Origin of the sequence: Streptomyces sp. NP-1717, assembly GCF_022695985.1 — a bacterium.
Classification (GTDB): domain Bacteria; phylum Actinomycetota; class Actinomycetes; order Streptomycetales; family Streptomycetaceae; genus Streptomyces.
Window position 1 is genome coordinate 1 of the sequence record NZ_JAAPBF010000025.1, and the last position, 19,775, is coordinate 19,775.

Sequence of the window (19,775 nt, forward strand, 5' to 3'; positions counted from 1 at the left end):
GAGCGCACGTTAATGACGGGGAGGGGGGTGGGCAACGATGTGATGCGCCGTTCACCCGCGCGAGGGCTTGTCGAGAGGGCACGATGGCCGAATGCGTACCGAACGACCCCGACTGGCACTGGCGGTGCTGGCCCTGGCCCTGTTGAGCGGCTGCGGCGCGAACGACGACGAGGCCCCGAAGACGCCGAAGACGGCGACCGGGAGCCTCGAACAACTGGCCGAGCAGGCCGCATGCGATCCGAACGTGCAGACCGACGCGGAGGAGTTGCGTCAGGCGAACTGCAGGACGGGTGACGGCCGATACATCCTCACCACCTTCGCGACCGACCGCGGTCTGCGCGAGTGGATCAACGAGGCCAACGACTACGGCGGTTCGTACCTCGTCGGCCGGAAGTGGGTCGTCAGCGGCGACGCGAAGGTGGTCGAGACGCTGCGCGGCCGTCTTGGCGGCACCGTCGAGACGGCCCCCGAGCACCACTCGGGCGGCGGCGAGGGCGGCGACACCGGCGGCGGCAGCGGTGAGAGCGAGGGCGGGGAAGGGCACGCGGGCCACGACGACATGGGCTGACACGCGAAGGCGCCGGACGAGCGGGAAGCCCGTCCGGCGCCTTGCGCGTCACCTCACAACGCTAGTTGCATTCCTTGCCGGTGTTGATGCAGTCGACCATCTTGGTCATCACGTCGTCGTCGAAGACATTGATGAAGTCACCGTGGTCGGTGATCGGCTTGTGCAACTGCTCGGGGAACGAGTCCACCGCGAATCCGGGGCCCGGCGGGATGTCGTACACGATCCGCTGCTTCAGCTGCGGAATGGCCTGGAATCCCTCCTGGCACTGACCGTTCTCGTCGGCGAACGCCACATGTGTGCGGTGATTCGCGCTGTCGGTGTTCTGCCCGTCCCAGCAGCTCTGGAAAGCGAAGGAACGCACCACCTGGCTGCCCGCAGGGCAGATCGGGTATTTGTCCTTCAGCTGGCGGTCCTCGAATCCGGTGCAGCTCCAGGAGGCATTCGCGTTGGCGTCGCCGTTGACGAACGCCTTCGCGTCACCGGTGATGATGCGCAGGAAACGCGGCATGGCCGTGACCTTCGATGTGGCGCTGCCGACGAACTGCAGCGTGACCTCGGACGGTGTCTGGATCTCCCCGACGTTGCCGTCCTTGCCGCCGCCGTCCTCGTTCGCGTCGTCCTCGTTCTGACCGTTCTGGAGGCGGATCACCGGCCAGTAGTACGTGGACTTGTCGCCCTGCTCGTTGCAGGTCGTCTCACCGTTGGCGAGGTCGTCGTCGCTCGCGAAGGCGTTGTTGGCCTGGTTGCCCACGTAGTCGTGCTTGTGGTGGGCGCCGTTGCTCACACCGGGCGCGGCGATGACGTTGTCCGAGTTGAAGAGGCCGTTCTCGTTGCGCCCGCACTCGGTGGTGAAGGTGCCGGTCGAAGCCTGCTCCTGCTCCTGGGGCTGCTGGATGTTGGGCTCGATGGACTCGATGTCGACGAAGTCGGAGGCCTCGGGACCGTTGCCGGGGGGCTGCCCGCCGTTGCCGCCGTTGTCGCCGCCCTGACCGCCGTCCTGGCCCGCGTTCTGACCCTGGCCACCGTCCTGCCCGGCGTTCTGCCCGCCGTTCTGACCCTGGCCGCCGTTCTGGCCGCCGCCCGGGTCGCCCTCGTTGACGCTGTCGTCGGGGCGCATGGTGCAGGGGGCCAGCGAGTCCAGGTTCTTCTGCCAGTGCCCCGCCCGCTTGAGCGCGGTACGGATGCGCTTGAGGCTGGCGAGCCTCTTCTGCTTCAGCGGTTTGAGGATCTTCCGCTCGGTGAGTTTCGGATCTCTCTCCAGCTTCGTCTTGTTGTCGACGAACTTCTTGTAGGCGGCGGTGATCTGCGAATCCATCCTGGCCAGTTCACGGTCGACCTGAGCACGGGCGCGCCTCGGCACCTTGGTGAGCTCATTGACGACCTCGGGACAGTCGATGGTGGACATCTGGCGTCCGGCATTCTGGATCCGCTGATCCTGGCCGGAGCCGCCTTCTCCCGCGGATGCGTAGACATTTACCGCTACCAGCCCACCCCCGCCCAGAATCAAGGCTGCCGCGGCCGCGATGGCCCGGTTCGCCACTGTCGAGCGTTTTCTTGACGTGCGTCCCATGGAACTCCTCAAGCTTCGGTGCCGGTTCAGGGGGATCTCCGGCGGGGGGAGGAAGCGCTCCGTTCCATACGGACGTCATTCGCGGCCTGTTCAGCCGCACCGGGAATTCATAGAAATCTCCATCAACAAACCGGGCGGATGCCCTCAACACACCCCGCCCGGCGGCCCCTTGGGCAACACCGGCACCGAAGCGCCCGGCCCGTCCCTACCGCTGTCCCCGGTCCAGATAGGCGATCACCGCGAGCACCCGCCGGTTGTCGTCGTCCGACACCGGCAGTCCCAGCTTCCCGAAGATGTTCGACGTGTGCTTCGACACCGCCCGCTCCGTGACGACGAGTTGGGCCGCGATCGCCGCGTTCGACCGCCCCTGCGCCATCAGCTCCATCACCTCGCGCTCACGCGGCGTCAGCCGGCCGATCGGCTTGTCCTGGGCACGGCGGGACAGCAGTTGCTGGATGACCTGGGGGTCCATCGCCGTACCGCCGCCCGCGACCCGGCGCACCGCGTCGATGAACTGGTCGGCGTCGAACACCCGGTCCTTGAGCAGATAGCCGATGCCGCCGTTGCCGTCGGCCAGCAACTCGCGTGCGTACAACTGCTCCACGTGCTGCGACAGGACCAGGACGGGCAGCCCCGGCCGGTCCCGGCGCGCGGCGAGGGCGCACTGGAGTCCCTCGTCGGTGTGCGACGGCGGGAGCCGGACGTCGACGACGGCGACGTCCGGCTCCAGTTCCGCGAACGCCTTCGTCAGTTCGGGCCCCGTCTCCACGGCGGCCAGGACCTCGAAGTCGTACGCCTCCAGCATCCGGACCAGGCCGTCACGGAGCAGGAAGAGATCTTCGGCTAGGACAACTCGCAAGGGATCTCCACGGTGACCATGGTGGGGCCGCCCGCGGGGCTGCTGACGGCCAGGATGCCGTCGAATGTACCGAGTCGGCGCTCCAGTCCGCTCAGCCCCGTACCGGAACCGATCGTCGCGCCGCCGACGCCGTTGTCACCGACGCTGACCCGCAGCATCGACTCCGCGTAGGTGATGTCGACCCAGACGCGGTCCGCGTTCGCGTGCTTGATCGCGTTGGTGAGGATCTCGCTCACCGCGAAGTACGCGGCCGATTCCACCGGGGCCTCGGCACGGCCCGGCAGATCCACAGTCACGTCGGTCTCCACCGGCAGCCGCAGGGCCAGCGCCTTCACCGCGTCGCCCAGTCCGCGCTCGGCGAGCACCGGCGGGTGGATCCCCCTGACCAGGTCGCGCAGTTCGGTCAGCGCCTCGGCGGAGGACTTGCGGGCGTGGGCGATCAGCTCCTTGGCCTTGGCCGGGTTCTTCTCGATGAGCGCCTCGATCGTGCCCAGGTCCATTCCCATGGCGACCAGCCGGGCCTGCGCGCCGTCGTGCAGATCACGCTCGATCCGGCGCAGTTCGGCGGCGGAGGTGTCCACGGCGTCGTGCCGGGTCTCGGTGAGGTGCGCGACGCGCCGCGCCAGCTCCTGGTCCTGGCTGGGCGCGAGGAGGGACTTGGCCAGCAGGAAGTGGCCACGCTGCACGTCCTTGGCGTACCGCACGCCCACCGCCGCGATCGCCGCACCGAGCAGGGCGGCCAGCAGACCCGTGAGCTGGCTGTGGACGGGAACGAAGCCGTACCAGTACGAGCCGCCCTCCTCGAAGACCCGCCACAGGCCCGCCGCCAGTACGAGACCCTCCACCGGGTAGACGAACAGCCCCAGGGAGACGAAGGCGACGACCGCGCCCGCCGTCATGTCCACCAGCAGCCACGCCAGATCCCGCCAGGTCGCCGGGTCCTTCAGCATCAGCGTCGTCCGCTCGACCTGGCCGGTGACGCCGGTGCGCAGATCGGCGGGCATCGGGCGGTACGGAACCGGGATTCTGACGTCCGACCAGGTCGCCGCCAGCAGCCGGCGCCGGTTGGCGTGCGCCCGCACGGCGCGCAGGACGTGCGGGGTGGTGAAGACGCCGATGCCCAGAATGACGAAAGTGATCGAGAGCACCGACAGGACGAACAGGACGACCGAGCCCGCGACGGCGGTGACCCCGAGCACCAGCCCCCGGCCCGCGGTCGTCGCCGCCTCCGCGACTGCCTTCTTCGTCCTGTTCATCGTCGGTCCTCTCCTCGTCGCCCGTGCCCCATCGGCCCCCGGCCCTCGGCCCGGCCTGCGGGCACGACCATCAGTCTGCCGGGCGGGGGACGCCCCACGGGAGCAGGCTGTGCCCCCGATCGGTGGTGTAGCCAGCCCCACCACTCACCGACCCAGCAGAGCCGCCTCCACCTCCGGCGCGAGCCCGAGCGCCGGGCGGTCCGGACGCTGCGGCGCGGTGCCGCCGATCGACCGGAGCCAGGCCCACGTGTCGAGGACGGTCTCCCGTACCGGACGGCACCGCAGCCCCGCCGCCAGCGCCTTGGAGACGTCGCCGCGGTGCATCATGTCGTGCAGTTCACCCTGCGGCAGCCAGACCGGTAGGTCCGTCCACGGTTCGACCCCGGCGGCGAGGATCGCGTCCGGGTCCGTCCAGCGCAGCTCGGCGTCCGAGCCGGTGACCTCGGCGCACGCCTCCAGCAGCTCGCCCATCGTGGTGTGACCGGGCGGGCTCACCAGGTTGTACGCGCCCCCAAGGCCGCGCTGCGCGGCGTCGAGTGTCCACTCGGCGAGGTCGCGTACGTCGATGTACTGCAGCGGGTTGTCACGCGGTCCCGGTGCCAGCACCGGTCCGCCGCGCGCGATCCGCCCCAGCCACCACGGCAGTCGCCCCACGTTCTCCCAGGGGCCGAGGATCAGACCCGCGCGCACCAGGAGCGCGCGCTCACCGAACGCCGCCTCGGCGGCCAGCTCGCCGCCGCGCTTGTCCCGCGCGTAGTCACGCTGCCCGGCGTCGGCGGCGCCCTCCACCAGTGGGCCGTTCTCCGGGAGCCCGGCGGGGGTCGGGTACGCGTACACGGAACGGCTCGACACATACGCGTAGTGCCCCGCCCGGCCGGCGAGCAGCCGGGCCGCGTCCAGCACCGCCGACGGGGCGCCCGACCAGGTGTCGACGACCACGTCCCACCCGGGAGCCGCGCCGGCCGCCGTGCCGGTGAGCGCCGCGAGGCCGTCCGGGGCCGTGCGGTCCCCGTGCAGCACATCGACGCCCGCCGGTGGCTCATGGCGCCCGCGATGGAAGACGGTCACCTGCCAGTCGCGCGCGAGCGCGGCCTCGGCCACGGCGCGGCCGACGAATTCGGTACCGCCGAGTATCAGAAGTCTCATGGACGAACCCTGCCACGCGGCTGTCCGATTACCGGATCGCTTCTGCTGCGGGCATAGCAGGTCAACGGCGTTAGCACCATCTGCCGCACGCGTCACGGGGATGGCAGCATGAGCGCCACCATGACAGATGCCCGGTCGCCGATGCGCGCCTTGCGGGCCGCGATCCTCGCGGCGGTGTGCGTGACATTGGCGGCGGTGGGGCATTCCTCCGTATCCGCCCAGTCGGCCCACCGGATTCCGCTCGGTGTGCTCACGGCGGCGTTCGCCGTGCTCGCCGCCCTGTCATGGCTCGCGGGCGGCCGGCGCCGGGGCATCGGATTCATCGCACCCGCCGTGCTCACCGCGCAGGGCGCCCTGCACATGACGTTCTCCGCCGTGGGGGCCCACGGCGCGACGAGGTACGGGGGCCACGGTCATACGACGGCGGGCATGGGCGCCGGCGCGGACATGGGGGACGGCGCGGGCCAGGGTGGCATGGCAGCGGTCCTCGCCGCCACGGGCGGCACCTCGCCGGCCATGCTCGCCGCCCATCTGCTCGCCGGCGCGGGCTGCGCGCTCTGGCTGGCCCGCGGCGAAGCCGCGTTCTTCCGGCTGGCCCGGACCGTCGCCGCGTTCGCCTTCACCCCGCTGGGGCTGCTGCTCGCCGCGCCCCGGCCGCTGCCCGTACCGCCGCCCGTACGGCCCCGGCACCGCACCCGCGCACCGCACCGGCCGCGCGGCACCGTCCTGGCCCACGCGATGTCCCGGCGCGGCCCGCCCGGCCACCGGGCGCTCCCGATCCGAACGACGGCCTCCGGGGCCGCCACCGCCACGGTCTGACCTGGGCGGGGCCCGGGGGTCCATGTCCCCGTGCCACGCCAACTCCTAGGACAGTCATGGCCATTGACGACCCCGTACAGGGCGCCGACTCCCCACGCACCACCACCCGCAGATCGAGCGACACGAAGGCGGACGACAAGAAGACCAACGCCAAGAAGGCGAACGACAAGAAGGGGAACGACGGGAAGGCCGCCGCTCCCCCGACCACCTGGGGCGCCGTGCGCCCGCTCGTCCTGCGGCTGCACTTCTACGCCGGCCTGCTCATCGCCCCGCTCCTGCTGATCGCCGCCACCACCGGACTGCTCTACTCGCTCTCGTACCAGGCGGAGAAGGTCGTCTACCGGCAGGAGCTGCGCTCTCCGGACAGCGACCGCACGGCCATGCTCTCCCAGCAGGTGGAGGCGGCACGCGCCGAGCACCCCGACGGCAAGGTCACCGCCGTCTGGCCCTCCTCCGACGACGAGGAGTCCACCCGGGTCCTGATGACGATGCCCGACAGCGAGGAGAGCAAGTCGCTGGCCGTCTTCGTCGATCCCCACACCGCCCAGATACGCGGTGAGCTGGACAGCTACGGCAGTTCCGGGGCCCTCCCGCTGCGTGCCTGGCTCTCCGAACTCCACCGCCATCTGCACCTCGGCGAACCCGGCCGTATCTACAGCGAACTGGCCGCGAGCTGGCTGTGGGTCGTCGCGCTCGGCGGGCTGCTGCTCTGGATCGGCCGCCGCAGGAGCTCGAAGCGGGCGCTGCTGCGCCCCGAGCGCGGCGCCACCGGACGCCGCAGGACCCTCGGCCGGCACGGCTCGCTCGGAATGTGGGCCGCGGCGGGATTCCTGGCGCTCTCCGCGACGGGCCTGACCTGGTCGACGTACGCCGGCGAGAACATCGGCGCCGTCCAGGACCAGCTCGGCGGCGCCACCCCCGTCGTCTCCGCCGAGCTGAAGGGCGGCGAGGGCGCGGCGGCGGGTGCCGGGGAGCACGAGGGCCACGGTGGCGGCAGTGGGTCCGGCGGTGACCACGAGGGCATGGACATCGGCTTCGACAACGCCCTGACCGCCGCGCGCCAGGCCGGACTCGACGGCCCGGTGACCGTGAAACCGCCCGCCGAGGGCACGGCATACGTCGTCGCCCAGCGCGACAACCAGTTCCCGGTCCGGCTGGACTCGGTCTCGGTCGACCCCGGCACCGGTCTCATCCTCGACGAACTGCGCTTCGCCGACTACCCGTTGCTCGCCCAGCTCACCCGGATCGGCATCGACGCCCACATGGGCCTCACGTTCGGCGTCTTCAACCAGCTGCTGCTCGCCGCCCTCGCCCTCTCGCTGATCCTGATCATCGTCTGGGGCTACCGCATGTGGTGGCAGCGCAGGCCCACCCAGGACCGGAAGCTGGGCGTGGGCAAGCCGATGGCACGCGGGGCGTGGCGGAAGGTCCCGCTGTCCGTGCTGCTGCCGCTGATCGCGGCGGCGGCACTGGTCGGCTGGTTCGTACCGCTGCTCGGCATCACGCTGGTGGCGTTCCTGGTCCTCGACGTGGTCCTCGGCGCGGTGGCGCGGGCGCGGGCCGCGCGCGCGGGCACGGCAGCGGGTAGCTAGCCCCAACAGCGCACACGAGTGGGCCCCCGCCGGTTCGCCCTGCGGGGGCCCACACATGCCGGGCCGGGGGGCCCGACCCCCTAGGGTGCGTACTTGTAGCCGACCCGGCGGATCGTACGGATCGTGTGGCGGTGCTCGATGCCGAGCTTCCGGCGCAGCCGCGCCACGTGCACGTCCACGGTCCGGCCGTCGCCCACGTGCCCGTAACCCCAGACGGTGGTCACCAACTGGTCGCGGGTGTGCACCCGGTGGGGGTGCGCCACGAGATGGGCGAGCAGCTCGAATTCGAGGTACGTCAGATCCAGCGGCCGGCCGTCCACCTCGACGGTCCGCTCGTCGGGGTCGATCCGCACCGGCCCTTCGCCTCCGCCGGGAGCCGGGGCGGGCCCCGGTGCGTGCGAGGCGGCTGCGGCCACCGGGTGCTGGTCGGCCGGTACGAGCACGAGATAGCCGATCATCGGCGGCCGGCCCGGCAGCGTCGGCAGGGTGTGCGCCGGGGCCGGCAGCCAGGTGGAGCCGGGCGGCAGGAAGTCCGCGAGCCGGTCGGCCGCACCCGGCGCACCGGCCGTAACGGGCGGCACGACCTCGTCACGGTCGACGGCTCGCAGTCGGTGACGGCCGGAGGGGGCGGTGGACGCGGTGGCGGTGGTGACGGTGGAGAAAGGACGGGAGTTCGCCATGAGGGGTCAGCTCTTTCGCGCGAAGGATGTCGTCGAGTCGACAGGACGGGACGTACGTCATTCGCGACGGCCGAAGGCCCGGGAAGAGGCTTTAGAGGGCCGGCGCGTTCCTCGCGCGGCAACACACCCGGTCGAAGTCGTGATGCTGCCGGGACGGCCAGAACGGCTCAAGGTCGATGCGACCCGACGCGTCGTGCTGAAGGCTGGCCATGGACCTCATTGAAGCAGAAACGCGGGCGCGGCAGGAGGGCCCTCTCACGGGTCGGTACGCACGGAGAGATCCCCCGGCCCTTTCATGGGCCGTTCACGGGGTTGACGGCCCGTTCACGGGGAGCGCCCGCGTCGACGCCGTGGGGCCCGGCGGCCGGAAGACGTCCGTCAGCCGAGCCGCTTGCGCCAGTCCAGGCCGTGCACGTCGATCGCCGACCCCGGCGAACCGTCCCACTCCACCGACAGACCCGCGCCCGTCAGGGCCGCCGTGACCTCCCTGCCCACAGCCGCCGTCGTCTCCTCGGAGCCGTCGAACCCGCCGTAGTAGAGCGACAGCCCGCCCCCGCCGGCCACCCGCTCGGTGCACTGCGTATGGAAGAAGACGAAACCGCGCACCGTCGCGGGGTCGGGGTCCTCGCGCTCGGCGCCGATCTCCGCCAGTCCGCAGCCGCGACAGCACGCGAAGTTCTCACGGGCCACGATGCCCCGCGCGTCCAGCCCCTCGAAGACTGCCGTGATCCGCTCGGGGTCGGTCTCGCCCACCCACCCCGCCTGCTCATCGAGCCGCTCCAGCCACAGCCGGTCCACGATCTGCCCCGCCTGCGCGGCGGACACCGGCCGCTCGTCCCCGTCGACCAGCCACTCCTCGGCGTCCTCGGTGAGCTCCTCCCGTCCGTCGTACCCGCGCGCGATCAGCCCGCGCACATACTCCTCGACCTCCCGCCGCGTCGTGTCGTCGAGCTCGGGCACCGGCTCACCGCTCGCCAGCTCCACCGGCTCCCAGACCACGCCCGCGTCCCAGCCGGGCTCCTGGCGGGCCCACGCGACCATGATCCGGGCCACCGACTCCGCGTCGGCGAGCTCCGTGCCGAACATGGCGTCGGGGGAGCCGTCCCGGTGCTCCAGCGTGTACTTCCCGGAGCCCTCCCGCGCGACCTGGATGAACACGCACGGCCGGTCGGGAATCCGGTCCACGGTCAGGAACTGATCGTCGACACCCCCGATCCGCGCGACCAGCCCCCCGAGCCCGTCCGCCGAAATCCGCTCGTATTCCTGCCAGTTCGCCGTTTTCACCCTGATGTCCAGCATGGGAATCACTCTGGCACAGGCCACTGACAACAGCCCTGCGGCCACCGGCGCCCGGCCTCGGCAGGTCACTTCAGCAGCGTGCCGAATCCCGCCGCGCGGATCCGGCGCACGATCTCCTCCGGCGTGGTGCCCAGGTGGTCCGCCGTCCGCCGCAGATGCCAGTCGTTGCCGGCCAGAGCGTTCAGCAGATGCCCGCGCCTGACCTGCGCCGGGGCCAGCCGGAACGTCTTCAGGTACGCGGTGCGCCCCTTGTGGTCGGTGATCAGCTCACCGATGTGCTGTCCCTCGGAGCCGGGACGGAACGGCGGCAGGAAGCGGTACATGTCGAACGACGCCATGCGGTAGACCCGCCGGAACGCGTACGACTCGCCGAGCAGTTCACGCGCCATGGCCGTGTCGTGCGACGCGCGCCACGCGCGCTCCTGCGCACGCGCGGCGGCCCGCAGATCGGTGAGCGTCCCGATGTGCCCGCCGTCGCCGAGCCGCGCCTCGAAGTCCGGTACGGGACCGCCGAAGTGGCCGTACTGGTGGATCAGCTCCCCGTACATGTCCTGGAGCAGCGTCGGGTGCAGGGCGCGGTAGTCGTCGGGGTGCGGCACCACGAAGGCGGCGGCGAGCGCGTCCGCGACGTACACCAGCACCCCGCACTGGCCCGGATGGATCTCGAAGACCCGCAGCGCGTCGGCGAGTCCGGGCACGTCGTGCCCGAGGTAGGCCGCCTCGGCACGGGGCGACAGGCCCTGCCGCAGCGCCTCCCGCGACCACTGGTCCCAGGCGATCGCCGGGCCGCCGAAGTGCAGCGTCAGATAGCCCTCCATGGCCAGGTGCAGCGGCAGGAACCGGCAGCGCGTGACGGCACCGCCCGGCCGCTCCTTCTTCCCGGAAGGGCGCCGCTTGACCATGCGGTGATGCGGGCCGACCGCCATGCCCGTGGGCCGCGCGGTGTTCATCTGCGTTCCGTAGGAAGCCGACTGCTCGCCGGACCAGTCCGCGACGAGCCCGTGCGGGATGTACGACACGTAACTGATGCCCGGCGACACCAGCACCTCGCCGAACCGGTCGTACACCTCCCGGTGCAGACGCAGCCCCGGCAGCGGCTCCTCGCGCACCAGCGGCACGAGGCGCACACCGCCCCACACCTGCGCCGGGCACGTGGTCAGCCCCGTGAAGTCCAGCCCGGTCACCGTCCCCCGCCTCCCTCGTGCACGAGCAGAAAGTCCTCGATCCGCCGGTCCAGATACGCCTGGAGTTCGGCCAGTGCGGTGCGGCCCTCGGCGAACTGCGCGATCTCCGCCAGCGCCGGCAGGTCCTCGGCGTCCCGGATCCCCGCCGTCGGCACGCTCGCCGCCAGCCGCCGCACGTCGAAGCCGTCCGCGTCGTACACCGGGTTCAGATGGACGACCGTCGTACGCCGCTCCCGGTCCAGGCGGCTGCGCCACACCCGCAGGACCTCACCCGCCAGCCCCGGAGGGGCGTTGTCCCAGCCGTCGGAGACGATGACCAGCCGGTCGGGGGCGTACTCCAGCGCGTCGATCACCCGCGTCCCGAGCGGCGTCGGGCCGTGGGGGCGCACCAGCAGCGGGTCCGTGCGGCCCGAGGTCCACCACGCGCCGTACGATCCCGGCGCCGCCAGCGCCTCCAGCAGGAAGTGCCCGCCGAGCGCGACACCGAGCGGACGGCGGCGCTTCTCGCCCGAACCGGACGAGGAGTAACTGTCGTCCAGTACGGCGGCGACGCGCCCCCACGTCCCGGCGTACGCCCCCGCTGCCCGGCGCGCGGCCCCGCGCAGCGCGCCCGTCAGCTCCGCGCGCCGCCGGATCCGCTCGTCGGCCGGCAGCGCCAGGACGTAGAGCGCGAGCCTGGTCAGCGGCATGACGGAGAGGTCCGTCCGCACGGCGGCGTCCTTCTCGCCCGCGCCCGACTCGCGCTGTGTGCGCAGCCGTTCCAGCCGGGTCATCCGGGGCGCGATCCGCTCCACGAACGCCGAGCGCCGCACACCGTGCTTGGCCGCGAAGCCCTCGGCGACCGTGAACGGCAGCTCGTAGAGCGCGCCCTGCTCGTAGTGCGCGCGGCGGTACGCGTCGAGAAGCCCGTGCTCGTACCGCGGGCGTACGCCCGGCGCGAAGAGGAAGTCGCCCAGCTCACCGGCGGCCGGACCCGCGCCCGTGGCCGTCGTCAGCGGCAGATGGAAGTGCCGCGCCGCGGTCTTCAGCCCGGCGCGGTACTTCACCGCGTCGTGCCCCAGGTCCGGGCGGGCCGCCAGCCAGTCGCGCAGGATCGCGCGGGTACGGCGGTTGGAGACCTTCGCGGCGCGCAGCGCGCGCATCAGCCGGTAGACGCGCTGCGGCGGCAGCAGCGCCAGCCGGGCGGCGATCAGCCGGCCCTCGGTCCGCTTCTGGTCCGGGCCGTACTCCGCGGCCTCGCCCGCCGTGCGCAGCAACTGCTCCACGATGCGCGCCGCGTTGTGGTCGTTGATGTCGAGCGCGAGCGAAGCGGCGTACACGGTGCGGTAGTTGACGCGTACGTACTCGTGGAGGAAGCCGAGCGAGAGCCGCTGCCGGTGCGCGTCGGAGCGGAACTCGCGCTGACCGGTGGACGTGACGGCGGCGTTGACGAAGAGCAGCACGTCCTCGGCCGCGACCAGGCCGGCGCGGGTCTCCTCCGTCATGATGTCCTCGTCTCCCCGTACGTTCGCGCGTCCCGGCTCCGCGCATGCCGAAGCCGGCCGGGGCATGGGGGCGCGATCAGCGAAATAGTTGCTTCAGAGGCAAGTCCCGGAAGTCGCACCGGAGGCCCGCGGCCGGCCGTCGAAACGTAGCACCGGGGGTGCGGTACCGCGCCACCCAATTCCGGTCCGCCCTGGGCCGGGGCGGGCGCGGACGGCACACTGATCCGTATGAGCCAGCTACGCATCGCACTCCTCGGCACCGGCCCGTGGGCCGAGCGCACGCACGCCCCCGCCATCGCGGCGCATCCGGACGTCGTGTTCAGCGGCGTCTGGGGGCGGCGCCCCGAAGCCGCCGCCGCGCTCGCCGCCGCCCACGACACCACGGCGTACGCCGGTGACGGTGAGGGTGACGGCGGCGGCGGTACGGGTGGTACGGGCGGGCTGGAAGGGCTCGACGCGCTCCTCGCCGTGAGCGACGCCGTCGCCTTCGCCCTGCCGCCCGACGTCCAGGCCCCGCTCGCCGCACGAGCGGCGGCGGCCGGCTGTCACCTCCTGATGGACAAGCCGGTCGCGACGACCGTGCCCGGCGCACGCGCCGTCGCGGACGCCGCCGAACGCGCGGGCGTCGCCTCCCTCGTCTTCTGCACGCTCCGGTTCGCCCCAGGGACCGCGGAGTGGGTCGAGGAACAGGCCGCGGTGGACGGCTGGTTCACGGCACGCGCCCACTGGCTCGGCGCGCTGTACGGGGCGGGCGACAAGAGCCCGTACGCCGACTCGCCGTGGCGTCGTGAGAAGGGCGGCCTGTGGGACGTGGGCCCGCACGCACTCTCCGCGCTGCTGCCGATCCTGGGCGACGTGACGGGCGTGACCGCCGTACGGGCCGAGCCCGACCTCACGCATCTGGTGCTCACGCACACGTCGGGCGTGACGAGTTCGGCGGTGCTGAGCCTGAGCGCCCCGCGCAACGGCGCGGGCGCCGGGCTCGAACTGCGGGGCGAGCACGGGACGGCGGTACTCCCCGAGGGCTGGGGCGACCCGGCGGACATCTTCGGTACGGCGATCGACGCCCTGCTCACGGCGGCGCGCACGGGCCGGCCGCACGCCTGCGACGTGCGGTTCGGCCTGCGCCTGACGGAGATCCTCGCGGAGGCGGAGGAGCTGATCGGCCGCGGGACGACCGGCTGATGTCAGCGGTCCGACGTCCGCGGCCGATCTCAGCCCACGCGTTCGATCCGGGCGTTGCGGATCAGGAACTTGCCCGGCTCACGGACCTGTTCGAACGCCGCGTCGTTGAGCAGCGCGCAGCTGCCCGACGGCGCGGTGACCCGGACCGTGACGGACTTGTCGTTGTCGAGGTTGGTCACCTTGAGCGTCGTGCCGACGGGGAACTCGTTGCTGGACGCCGCCGGGGCGCCCGCCTCGCCGGAGAGCGTGACGGTCGATCCGGCACAGACGACGTCGCCCGCCTGCCCGGGGTCCGAGCCCGCGCCGGTGCCGGTGCCGGTGCCGGTACCTGAGCCCGTGCCCGTGCCCGTGCCTTCTCCCGCGCCCTCCTCGCCGGCGGGCGGTGCCGCCTCGGCCGGGGGTGCTTCGGCCGGGGGCGCCGCGCCCGTGTCGCTCGGCCCCACCTCGCACCCGGACGCCGCCTGCTTCCGCCTGATCTCCTCGATCACGTCCTGGCGGTTCTTGATCCGCGCCTCGGACAGGGCGTCCGGAGCGGCCCGCTGGCCGTCGATGAAGCGCTGGTTGTTGGCGAGGGCCGTGTTCAGCCCGTCGCACTCCACCGAGGCCTGGCTGGTGCCGGTCATCGCCACCGCCGTCCCGCCCACCAACGCGACCGCGCCGACGAGCAGGGCGATCTTCTTCTTCCGGCTGAAGGATTTCTTGCGCGACACGTGGGGCTCCTGTTCCCGGCCGCGAAGGGCGGCCGGCTGGGTTCCGTGTGCCGTTACGTACGCGTGGGGAGTCCCTTCCGCTCAAGCGTCCCGGCAGCGACTTCCCTGACACCGGAGCCGGTTCGGATCCCGGTCGTCCGGCGACCGCCTCGTGCACGCCGAGGAGGAGGCGCCGTACGGCCGCGACTGCTGTCGATTGCCCCTCAAACACCGTCTGGCCAGGGGCGATTGTCAGTGGTGGGCGGTAGAATTGTAAGTGTTCGTGAGGGTTCCACCACCGTGCCGGGAGGTCGCCGATGGCCGTTGCCACAATCACGACGAAGCTCTTCGACATCACACAGCCAGCAGCCAGGACCGTGCAGCGCAAGCCACTGCCCGCGGGACAGCCCCGTGAGTGGTACGAGACCCACAACCGCCGCCTGAAGGCCATGCGCCTCGCCATCGCCCTGCTCGACTCGGGTGTGTACCACCCGGCGAACGCGAACAACCGGAAGATCCGTGCGACGGCGTCGCTGATGGGCGTCCATCCCCCGTCGGACACGACGTGCCGCATGGTGCGTGCCCTGATCCGCTACGGGCGCTGAGGGAACCGGCCGCGCCGAAGGGCGGTGAAGGCCGGGAGGAGCGAAGCCCCGGTGCGGGACCGGTGGAGACACCGGTTCCGTACCGGGGCTCGCGCGTACCGCCGGTGACCGGCGGGGGCGGGTGCCCGGCCGTCCGGGGCGTCCGGCATGCTGAGGCCGGTGACCTCTTCCGAAGCCGGGCACATACACATACACGTGCGGACGCGCCGGCCGTCAACGACGGAGCCGCCGCGACCGCCGAGCCCCGCGCGGGCGCGATGAACGCCGTCCTCTTCGGCTTCCTGCCCATCTGGGTGATCACCGGCCTCGGCTGGGTGGCCGCGCGTCATGACGTCCTCGGCAGCCAGGCCCAGCACGTCCTCGGGCGCTTCGCCTTCACCTTCGCCATGCCGGCCCTGCTGTTCCTGGCGATGGCCGGAGCCGACATGACCGCCCTGCTGAACGTCGGCGTCCTCGTCTTCGCCATCAGCCTGATCGCCGTCTTCGCCGCAGGACTTCTGGTCAGCCGCTGGATGTTCCGGCGCAGCCGGGCCGAACAGGGCATCGGCGCGATGGCGGCCGGTTACGTCAACTCCGCCAATCTCGGTATCCCGGTGGCCGTGCACGTCCTGGGCGACACCTCCTTCGTCATCACCGTGGCCCTCTTCCAGATGCTCTTCGTCGCGCCGGTGGTGCTCGTCCTCCTCGATCTGGACGTACGGCGCGAGACCGGCGGACGCGCCGCCCGGATGCTCCAACTGCCCTTCCGCAACCCGATCATCGCGGCCTCCCTCGCCGGAGTGGCCGTGTCGGCGTTCGGCCGGCCGCTGCCCGCCGAGGCGACCGCACCGCTCGAACTGCTCGGCGACGCCGCCGTCCCGGCCGCCCTCTTCGCGCTCGGCATGTCCCTCAACACCCGGGTGCGGGCGGACTCCTCCGCACGCGCGGAACGGGCCCTGCTGGTCGCCCTCAAGATCGTCGCCCAGCCGCTGCTCGCCTACGCCGTCGGCCACTGGCTGTTCGGACTGAGCGGTCACACCCTCTTCGCCGTCGTGGTCTGCGCGGGGCTGCCGACCGCGCAGAACGCCTTCATCTTCGCTTCCGAGTACCGGCTGAACACCGACCTCGCCAGGGACACCGTCATCCTGTCCACGCTCTGCTCGATGCTGTCCCTGACAGTGATCACCTGGCTCCTCGTCTGACCCACCGCACCTCGCCGTCGTGCCACTCGTCGGTGGGCTCCAGACCCGCGGCGCGGGCGACGGCCGCCGACGCCGCGTGGTCGGGGTGGACATGGGCGGCGACGTCGCGCACCGAGCGCCGTGCGAGCCAGCCGACCAGCCCGCGCGCCGCCTCGCTCGCGATGCCCCGCCCCTGGAAGCCGGCCCCCACCACCCAGGCGATCTCCGCGACGAGCCCCGCCCCGGACGGGCTGATCGTCGCCTGCACCGTGCCCGTCAACGGCCCCTGCCCCTCCTCGCCTTCCCGGAGCCGGACGACCCAGTTGCACCAGGACTCGGCCGGATCGGCGGGTCCGGCGGCCATGCGCGCGTAGCGCGAGCGCAGCTCGCCGGCGGTCGCGGGCGCACCCCCGATGAAGGTGTGCAGCGCCGGGTCCGACAGCACATCCGCCATCTCCCGCGCGTGCTCCACCCGCTGCGGCACCAGCACCAGCCGCTCCGTCCGGATGACCTCCGCCTCGACGCGGCTCATCGTCCGGCCCTGTGTGCCGGCACCCACCCCAAGTTCTCCATGTGACTCATGGTGACATCGACCACTGACAACCGGTCGCGGCCCGGCCCCGTCGTCCGGCCCGCCGGGCTGACAACGGATTGTCAGTGGCGGGTGCCAGGATTCCCGTCATGTCTCTCGCCGACCTCACCTTCGACCGCTGGCGCGCCCTGGACCGGGACGCCGCGCACCGCCTCGCGTGCGAAGCCGCGCGGTCGGTGGGTGGGCGGCTGGTGGAGTTCGGTGGCACGCCCCGGCCGGGCGGTGTCGTGCACCGTGCGGTGATCGAGCGTGGGGGAGAGCTGTTCGCCCTGATACCCGGCGGTGAGGTGGCGGTCGGATTCGACCTGGAGCGCTGGCGGCCCCTGCCGGAGCAGCTCGACTCCTACCGGACACAGAGCCTTGCCGGTGGATTCGGCTTCGACGACGACCTCGTGGCCCATCTCGCGCGGTGTCTGACACCGAGGCGTACGGCCACGGTGCCCACCGTGCTGATGGCGGTGGAGCCGCGGGAGCTGCCCGAAGAGGCCGAATCCGTCCAGGACTTCCTCACGGAGCGGGGGCTGCGGCTGCCCGCTCCGGACGAGTGGGAGCACGCCTGCGGGGCGGGCGCCAAGACGCTGTTCCGCTGGGGTTCCGCCTGCCCGCTGGACCGGGCGCCGTACGGGGAGCACGACGACCCGGGCGGCCACCGGCGCCGGCCGAACGCCTTCGGGCTGCGCATCGCCCGTGACGTCTACGAGTCGGAGCTGACGTCCGATCCGGGATCCGTCTACGGCGGGGACGGCGGCGAGGCGGTCTGCGGTGGTTACGGCGACTTCGTCGCGTGGCTGCCCCTGGCGACCGCCAACCGCAACCCCGGCATGGCCGAATTCCTCAACGGTCCCGAGGGCGAGGACATGGGCGACGAGTGCGGTCTCCGCCCCGTCCTCGACCTCGGCTGAGCGCTACGCACCCTCGGTTCCGCTTGAAGATCCGATCAATCTCGGTGGCCGATTCCCTTCCCCCGTCGCCCTGTTGAGCGCTGTCCGTACCAGGAGGGAGCGCAAGGGCGACATTTTGTCATGGAGGAAAACTAATCTTCGGATAGTTCGACGCCGACCCTTGACCCTCCTATACCTCCGATGTTCACTACGCCTGACGACGCCGCCGCCTCGTCGAAGATCAGCTCTGGATCAGCCGTAGATCACCCGTCACCGCTTCGCTCAGCCAGCGCCCCCGGGCGCCCCGAGAGAGGACCGGATAGTGCGCTTCGTCTCCCGCGCCCTGATCGCGCTCGTCCTGGCGGCCATGTCGCTCGTCGCCGTACCGCAGGCTCCGCCGGCCGAGGCCGCGGCCACCCCTGCGGCCACCCCCGTGAACACGCCCGTCCGCGCGGCTCCCCGGGCCGCCGCCGCGCCACTGACCAAGGTCCTGGTCTTCTCCAAGACCGCCGGATTCCGGCACTCGTCGATCCCGGCGGGCATCGCGGCCGTGCAACGGCTCGGCGCCGCCAACGGGTTCACCGTCACCGCCACGGAGAACGCCGGCGCGTTCACCGCCGCCAACCTCGCCCAGTACCAGGCGGTGATCTGGCTCTCCACCACCGGCGACGTGCTCAACGCCGCGCAGCAGACCGCCTTCGAGTCGTACGTCGCCTCCGGCGGCGGCTACGTCGGCGTGCACGCCGCGTCCGACACCGAGTACGACTGGCCCTGGTACGGCGGTCTCGTCGGCGCGTACTTCGCCTCCCACCCCGCCACCCAGCAGGCCACCGTCAAGGTCGAGGACCGCGCGTCCGTCTCCACCTCGCATCTGCCGCAGCGCTGGACCCGCACCGACGAGTGGTACAACTACCGCGCCAATCCGCGCGCGGCGGTCAAGGTGCTCGCGAGCCTCGACGAGACGACGTACTCGGGCGGCACCATGGGCGATCATCCGATCGCCTGGTGCCAGGACTACCGGGGCGGACGCTCCTGGTACACCGGCCTCGGCCACACCGAGGAGTCGTACGCGGACCCGGCGTTCACCACCATGCTGCTCGGCGGCATCCAGACGGCGGCGCGCGCCAAGGCCGCCGACTGCCGTCCGGAGACCGGCTACACCCCGCTGTTCGACGGCAGCCGGGCCAGTCTCGACAAGTGGCGGCAGGCGGGGGCGGGCAGCTTCAGCCTCGCCGACGGCACGCTCTCCTCGGTCGGTGGCATGGGCCTGCTCTGGTATCCGGTGACACCGTTCGCCGACTACTCGCTCAAGGCCGACTGGATGATGCCGGGCGACGACAACGGCGGCGTCTTCATCGGTTTCCCCGACCCGCAGGGCGACCCGTGGAAGCCGGTCGACCTCGGCCACGAGATCCAGATCGACGCCTCCGACGGCGACCCGACCCGTACCACCGGGAGTGTCTACAGCTTCAAGGCCCCCGACACGGCGGCCCGCGCCGCCGCGCTCAACCCGCCCGGCACCTGGAACAGTTACGAGATCACGGTGCACGGCCGCCACGTCGAGGTCTTCCTCAACGGTGTGAAGATCAACGACTACACCAGCACCCGTGACATCGCGCTCGGCCACATCGGCCTCCAGAACGACGGCGCCGGTCTGGACATCAGCTACCGCAACGTCCGCATCAAGCAGGACGGGGCGCAGACCACCGATCTGGCGCGGGGCCGGCCGGTCACGGTCACCAGCGTCGAGCCCGGCAGCACGCACGTGGGTGCCAACGCCGTGGACGGCGACTCCACGACCCGCTGGGGCAGCGCGTACGCCGATCCGCAGTCGATCACCGTCGACCTCGGCGGCGTCCGCACCCTCCAGCAGGTCCGGCTCAACTGGGAGACCGCGTACGCCTCCGCGTACACCGTCCAGGCGTCCGCGGACAACGCCACCTGGCGCACCGTCGGCACGGTCACGGCGGGCAACGGGGGCCTCGACGAGATCGCCGTGAGCGGCACCGGACGGTACGTACGGGTCCAGGGCACCACGCGTGCCACGCAGTACGGCTACTCCCTCTGGGATCTCAACGTGTTCGGCACCACGCAGTAACCAGCGACGAGCCACCCCTCGTTCCACCGCCCGGACGACCTGGCGCGCGACAGCCGTCGCGCGCCGGGCCGTCGTGGCGCCCCCACACCCGCGATCGCCCCCTGGAGG

The 19,775-nt window shown here is 71.9% G+C and carries 18 protein-coding genes; 8 read left to right on the plus strand and 10 right to left on the minus strand.

Annotation, left to right across the window (positions count from 1 at the left end):
* The first annotated feature begins 91 nt into the window (after positions 1-91).
* A complete protein-coding gene (locus GXP76_RS08140) occupies positions 92-568 on the plus strand; it encodes a hypothetical protein (protein ID WP_242570757.1) in 477 nt (158 codons plus the stop codon).
* A gap of 61 nt (positions 569-629) precedes the next feature.
* Here the strand turns inward: GXP76_RS08140 and GXP76_RS08145 are convergent, their stop codons facing one another.
* The 4 genes from GXP76_RS08145 to GXP76_RS08160 all read right to left on the minus strand — a co-directional run bounded on the left by GXP76_RS08145 (position 630) and on the right by GXP76_RS08160 (position 5,399).
* On the minus strand, positions 630-2,138 hold the full coding sequence (locus GXP76_RS08145; protein WP_242570758.1) for a DUF1996 domain-containing protein: 1,509 nt from the start codon (positions 2,136-2,138) through the stop codon (positions 630-632).
* A 205-nt stretch (positions 2,139-2,343) separates the two neighbouring features.
* Entirely contained in the window at positions 2,344-2,997 is a 654-nt protein-coding gene (locus GXP76_RS08150; RefSeq protein ID WP_242570759.1) for a response regulator transcription factor, read from the minus strand.
* Positions 2,982-4,253 (minus strand): sensor histidine kinase, encoded by a 1,272-nt coding sequence (locus tag GXP76_RS08155; RefSeq protein WP_242570760.1) that lies wholly within the window; start codon positions 4,251-4,253, stop codon positions 2,982-2,984. Before GXP76_RS08155 ends, GXP76_RS08150 begins: the two co-directional genes overlap by 16 nt.
* 144 nt (positions 4,254-4,397) lie before the next feature.
* The gene (locus GXP76_RS08160) at positions 4,398-5,399 is read right to left on the minus strand and encodes an NAD-dependent epimerase/dehydratase family protein (RefSeq protein WP_242570761.1); all 1,002 of its coding nucleotides are present in this window, start codon (positions 5,397-5,399) and stop codon (positions 4,398-4,400) included.
* Between the two features lie 108 nt (positions 5,400-5,507).
* Between GXP76_RS08160 and GXP76_RS08165 the strand changes: the two genes are divergently transcribed.
* Positions 5,508-6,218 carry a hypothetical protein gene (locus GXP76_RS08165; RefSeq protein ID WP_242570762.1) on the plus strand — a complete coding sequence of 237 codons (711 nt, stop codon included), beginning with the start codon at positions 5,508-5,510 and terminating at the stop codon, positions 6,216-6,218.
* A gap of 56 nt (positions 6,219-6,274) precedes the next feature.
* Positions 6,275-7,810 carry a PepSY domain-containing protein gene (locus GXP76_RS08170; protein WP_242570763.1) on the plus strand — a complete coding sequence of 512 codons (1,536 nt, stop codon included), beginning with the start codon at positions 6,275-6,277 and terminating at the stop codon, positions 7,808-7,810.
* 80 nt (positions 7,811-7,890) lie between these two features.
* Here GXP76_RS08170 and GXP76_RS08175 read toward each other — a convergent pair whose 3' ends face one another.
* The 4 genes from GXP76_RS08175 to GXP76_RS08190 form a co-directional block, all read right to left on the minus strand.
* The gene (locus GXP76_RS08175; protein WP_242570764.1) at positions 7,891-8,490 is read right to left on the minus strand and encodes a winged helix-turn-helix domain-containing protein; all 600 of its coding nucleotides are present in this window, start codon (positions 8,488-8,490) and stop codon (positions 7,891-7,893) included.
* Between the two features lie 378 nt (positions 8,491-8,868).
* Positions 8,869-9,789, minus strand: coding sequence for a hypothetical protein (locus GXP76_RS08180; RefSeq protein ID WP_242570765.1), 921 nt, complete (start codon positions 9,787-9,789; stop codon positions 8,869-8,871).
* Positions 9,790-9,854: 65 nt separating this feature from the next.
* A complete protein-coding gene (locus tag GXP76_RS08185) occupies positions 9,855-10,973 on the minus strand; it encodes a hypothetical protein (RefSeq protein ID WP_242570766.1) in 1,119 nt (372 codons plus the stop codon).
* A complete protein-coding gene (locus GXP76_RS08190; protein WP_242570767.1) occupies positions 10,970-12,457 on the minus strand; it encodes a hypothetical protein in 1,488 nt (495 codons plus the stop codon). Before GXP76_RS08190 ends, GXP76_RS08185 begins: the two co-directional genes overlap by 4 nt.
* A 228-nt stretch (positions 12,458-12,685) precedes the next feature.
* Between GXP76_RS08190 and GXP76_RS08195 the strand changes: the two genes are divergently transcribed.
* Positions 12,686-13,642 carry a Gfo/Idh/MocA family protein gene (locus GXP76_RS08195; RefSeq protein WP_242570768.1) on the plus strand — a complete coding sequence of 319 codons (957 nt, stop codon included), beginning with the start codon at positions 12,686-12,688 and terminating at the stop codon, positions 13,640-13,642.
* A 29-nt stretch (positions 13,643-13,671) separates the two neighbouring features.
* On the opposite strand, the gene GXP76_RS08200 is transcribed toward GXP76_RS08195, so the two are convergent.
* A complete protein-coding gene (locus tag GXP76_RS08200; protein ID WP_242570769.1) occupies positions 13,672-14,352 on the minus strand; it encodes a septal ring lytic transglycosylase RlpA family protein in 681 nt (226 codons plus the stop codon).
* Between the two features lie 296 nt (positions 14,353-14,648).
* Between GXP76_RS08200 and GXP76_RS08205 the strand changes: the two genes are divergently transcribed.
* Together GXP76_RS08205 and GXP76_RS08210 are read left to right on the plus strand one after the other, a co-directional pair.
* Complete coding sequence (locus tag GXP76_RS08205) at positions 14,649-14,936, plus strand: hypothetical protein (RefSeq protein WP_242570770.1); 288 nt, start codon at positions 14,649-14,651, stop codon at positions 14,934-14,936.
* Positions 14,937-15,193: 257 nt separating this feature from the next.
* Positions 15,194-16,117: an AEC family transporter gene (locus tag GXP76_RS08210; RefSeq protein WP_242570771.1), complete on the plus strand. Its 924-nt coding sequence runs from the start codon at positions 15,194-15,196 to the stop codon at positions 16,115-16,117.
* On the opposite strand, the gene GXP76_RS08215 is transcribed toward GXP76_RS08210, so the two are convergent.
* Positions 16,098-16,628 (minus strand): GNAT family N-acetyltransferase, encoded by a 531-nt coding sequence (locus tag GXP76_RS08215; RefSeq protein ID WP_242570797.1) that lies wholly within the window; start codon positions 16,626-16,628, stop codon positions 16,098-16,100. The genes GXP76_RS08210 and GXP76_RS08215 overlap by 20 nt on opposite strands.
* 149 nt (positions 16,629-16,777) lie before the next feature.
* Between GXP76_RS08215 and GXP76_RS08220 the strand changes: the two genes are divergently transcribed.
* Together GXP76_RS08220 and GXP76_RS08225 are read left to right on the plus strand one after the other, a co-directional pair.
* Complete coding sequence (locus GXP76_RS08220) at positions 16,778-17,590, plus strand: hypothetical protein (protein ID WP_242570772.1); 813 nt, start codon at positions 16,778-16,780, stop codon at positions 17,588-17,590.
* Between the two features lie 346 nt (positions 17,591-17,936).
* Positions 17,937-19,667 carry a ThuA domain-containing protein gene (locus tag GXP76_RS08225; protein WP_242570798.1) on the plus strand — a complete coding sequence of 577 codons (1,731 nt, stop codon included), beginning with the start codon at positions 17,937-17,939 and terminating at the stop codon, positions 19,665-19,667.
* Positions 19,668-19,775: the final 108 nt, after the last annotated feature.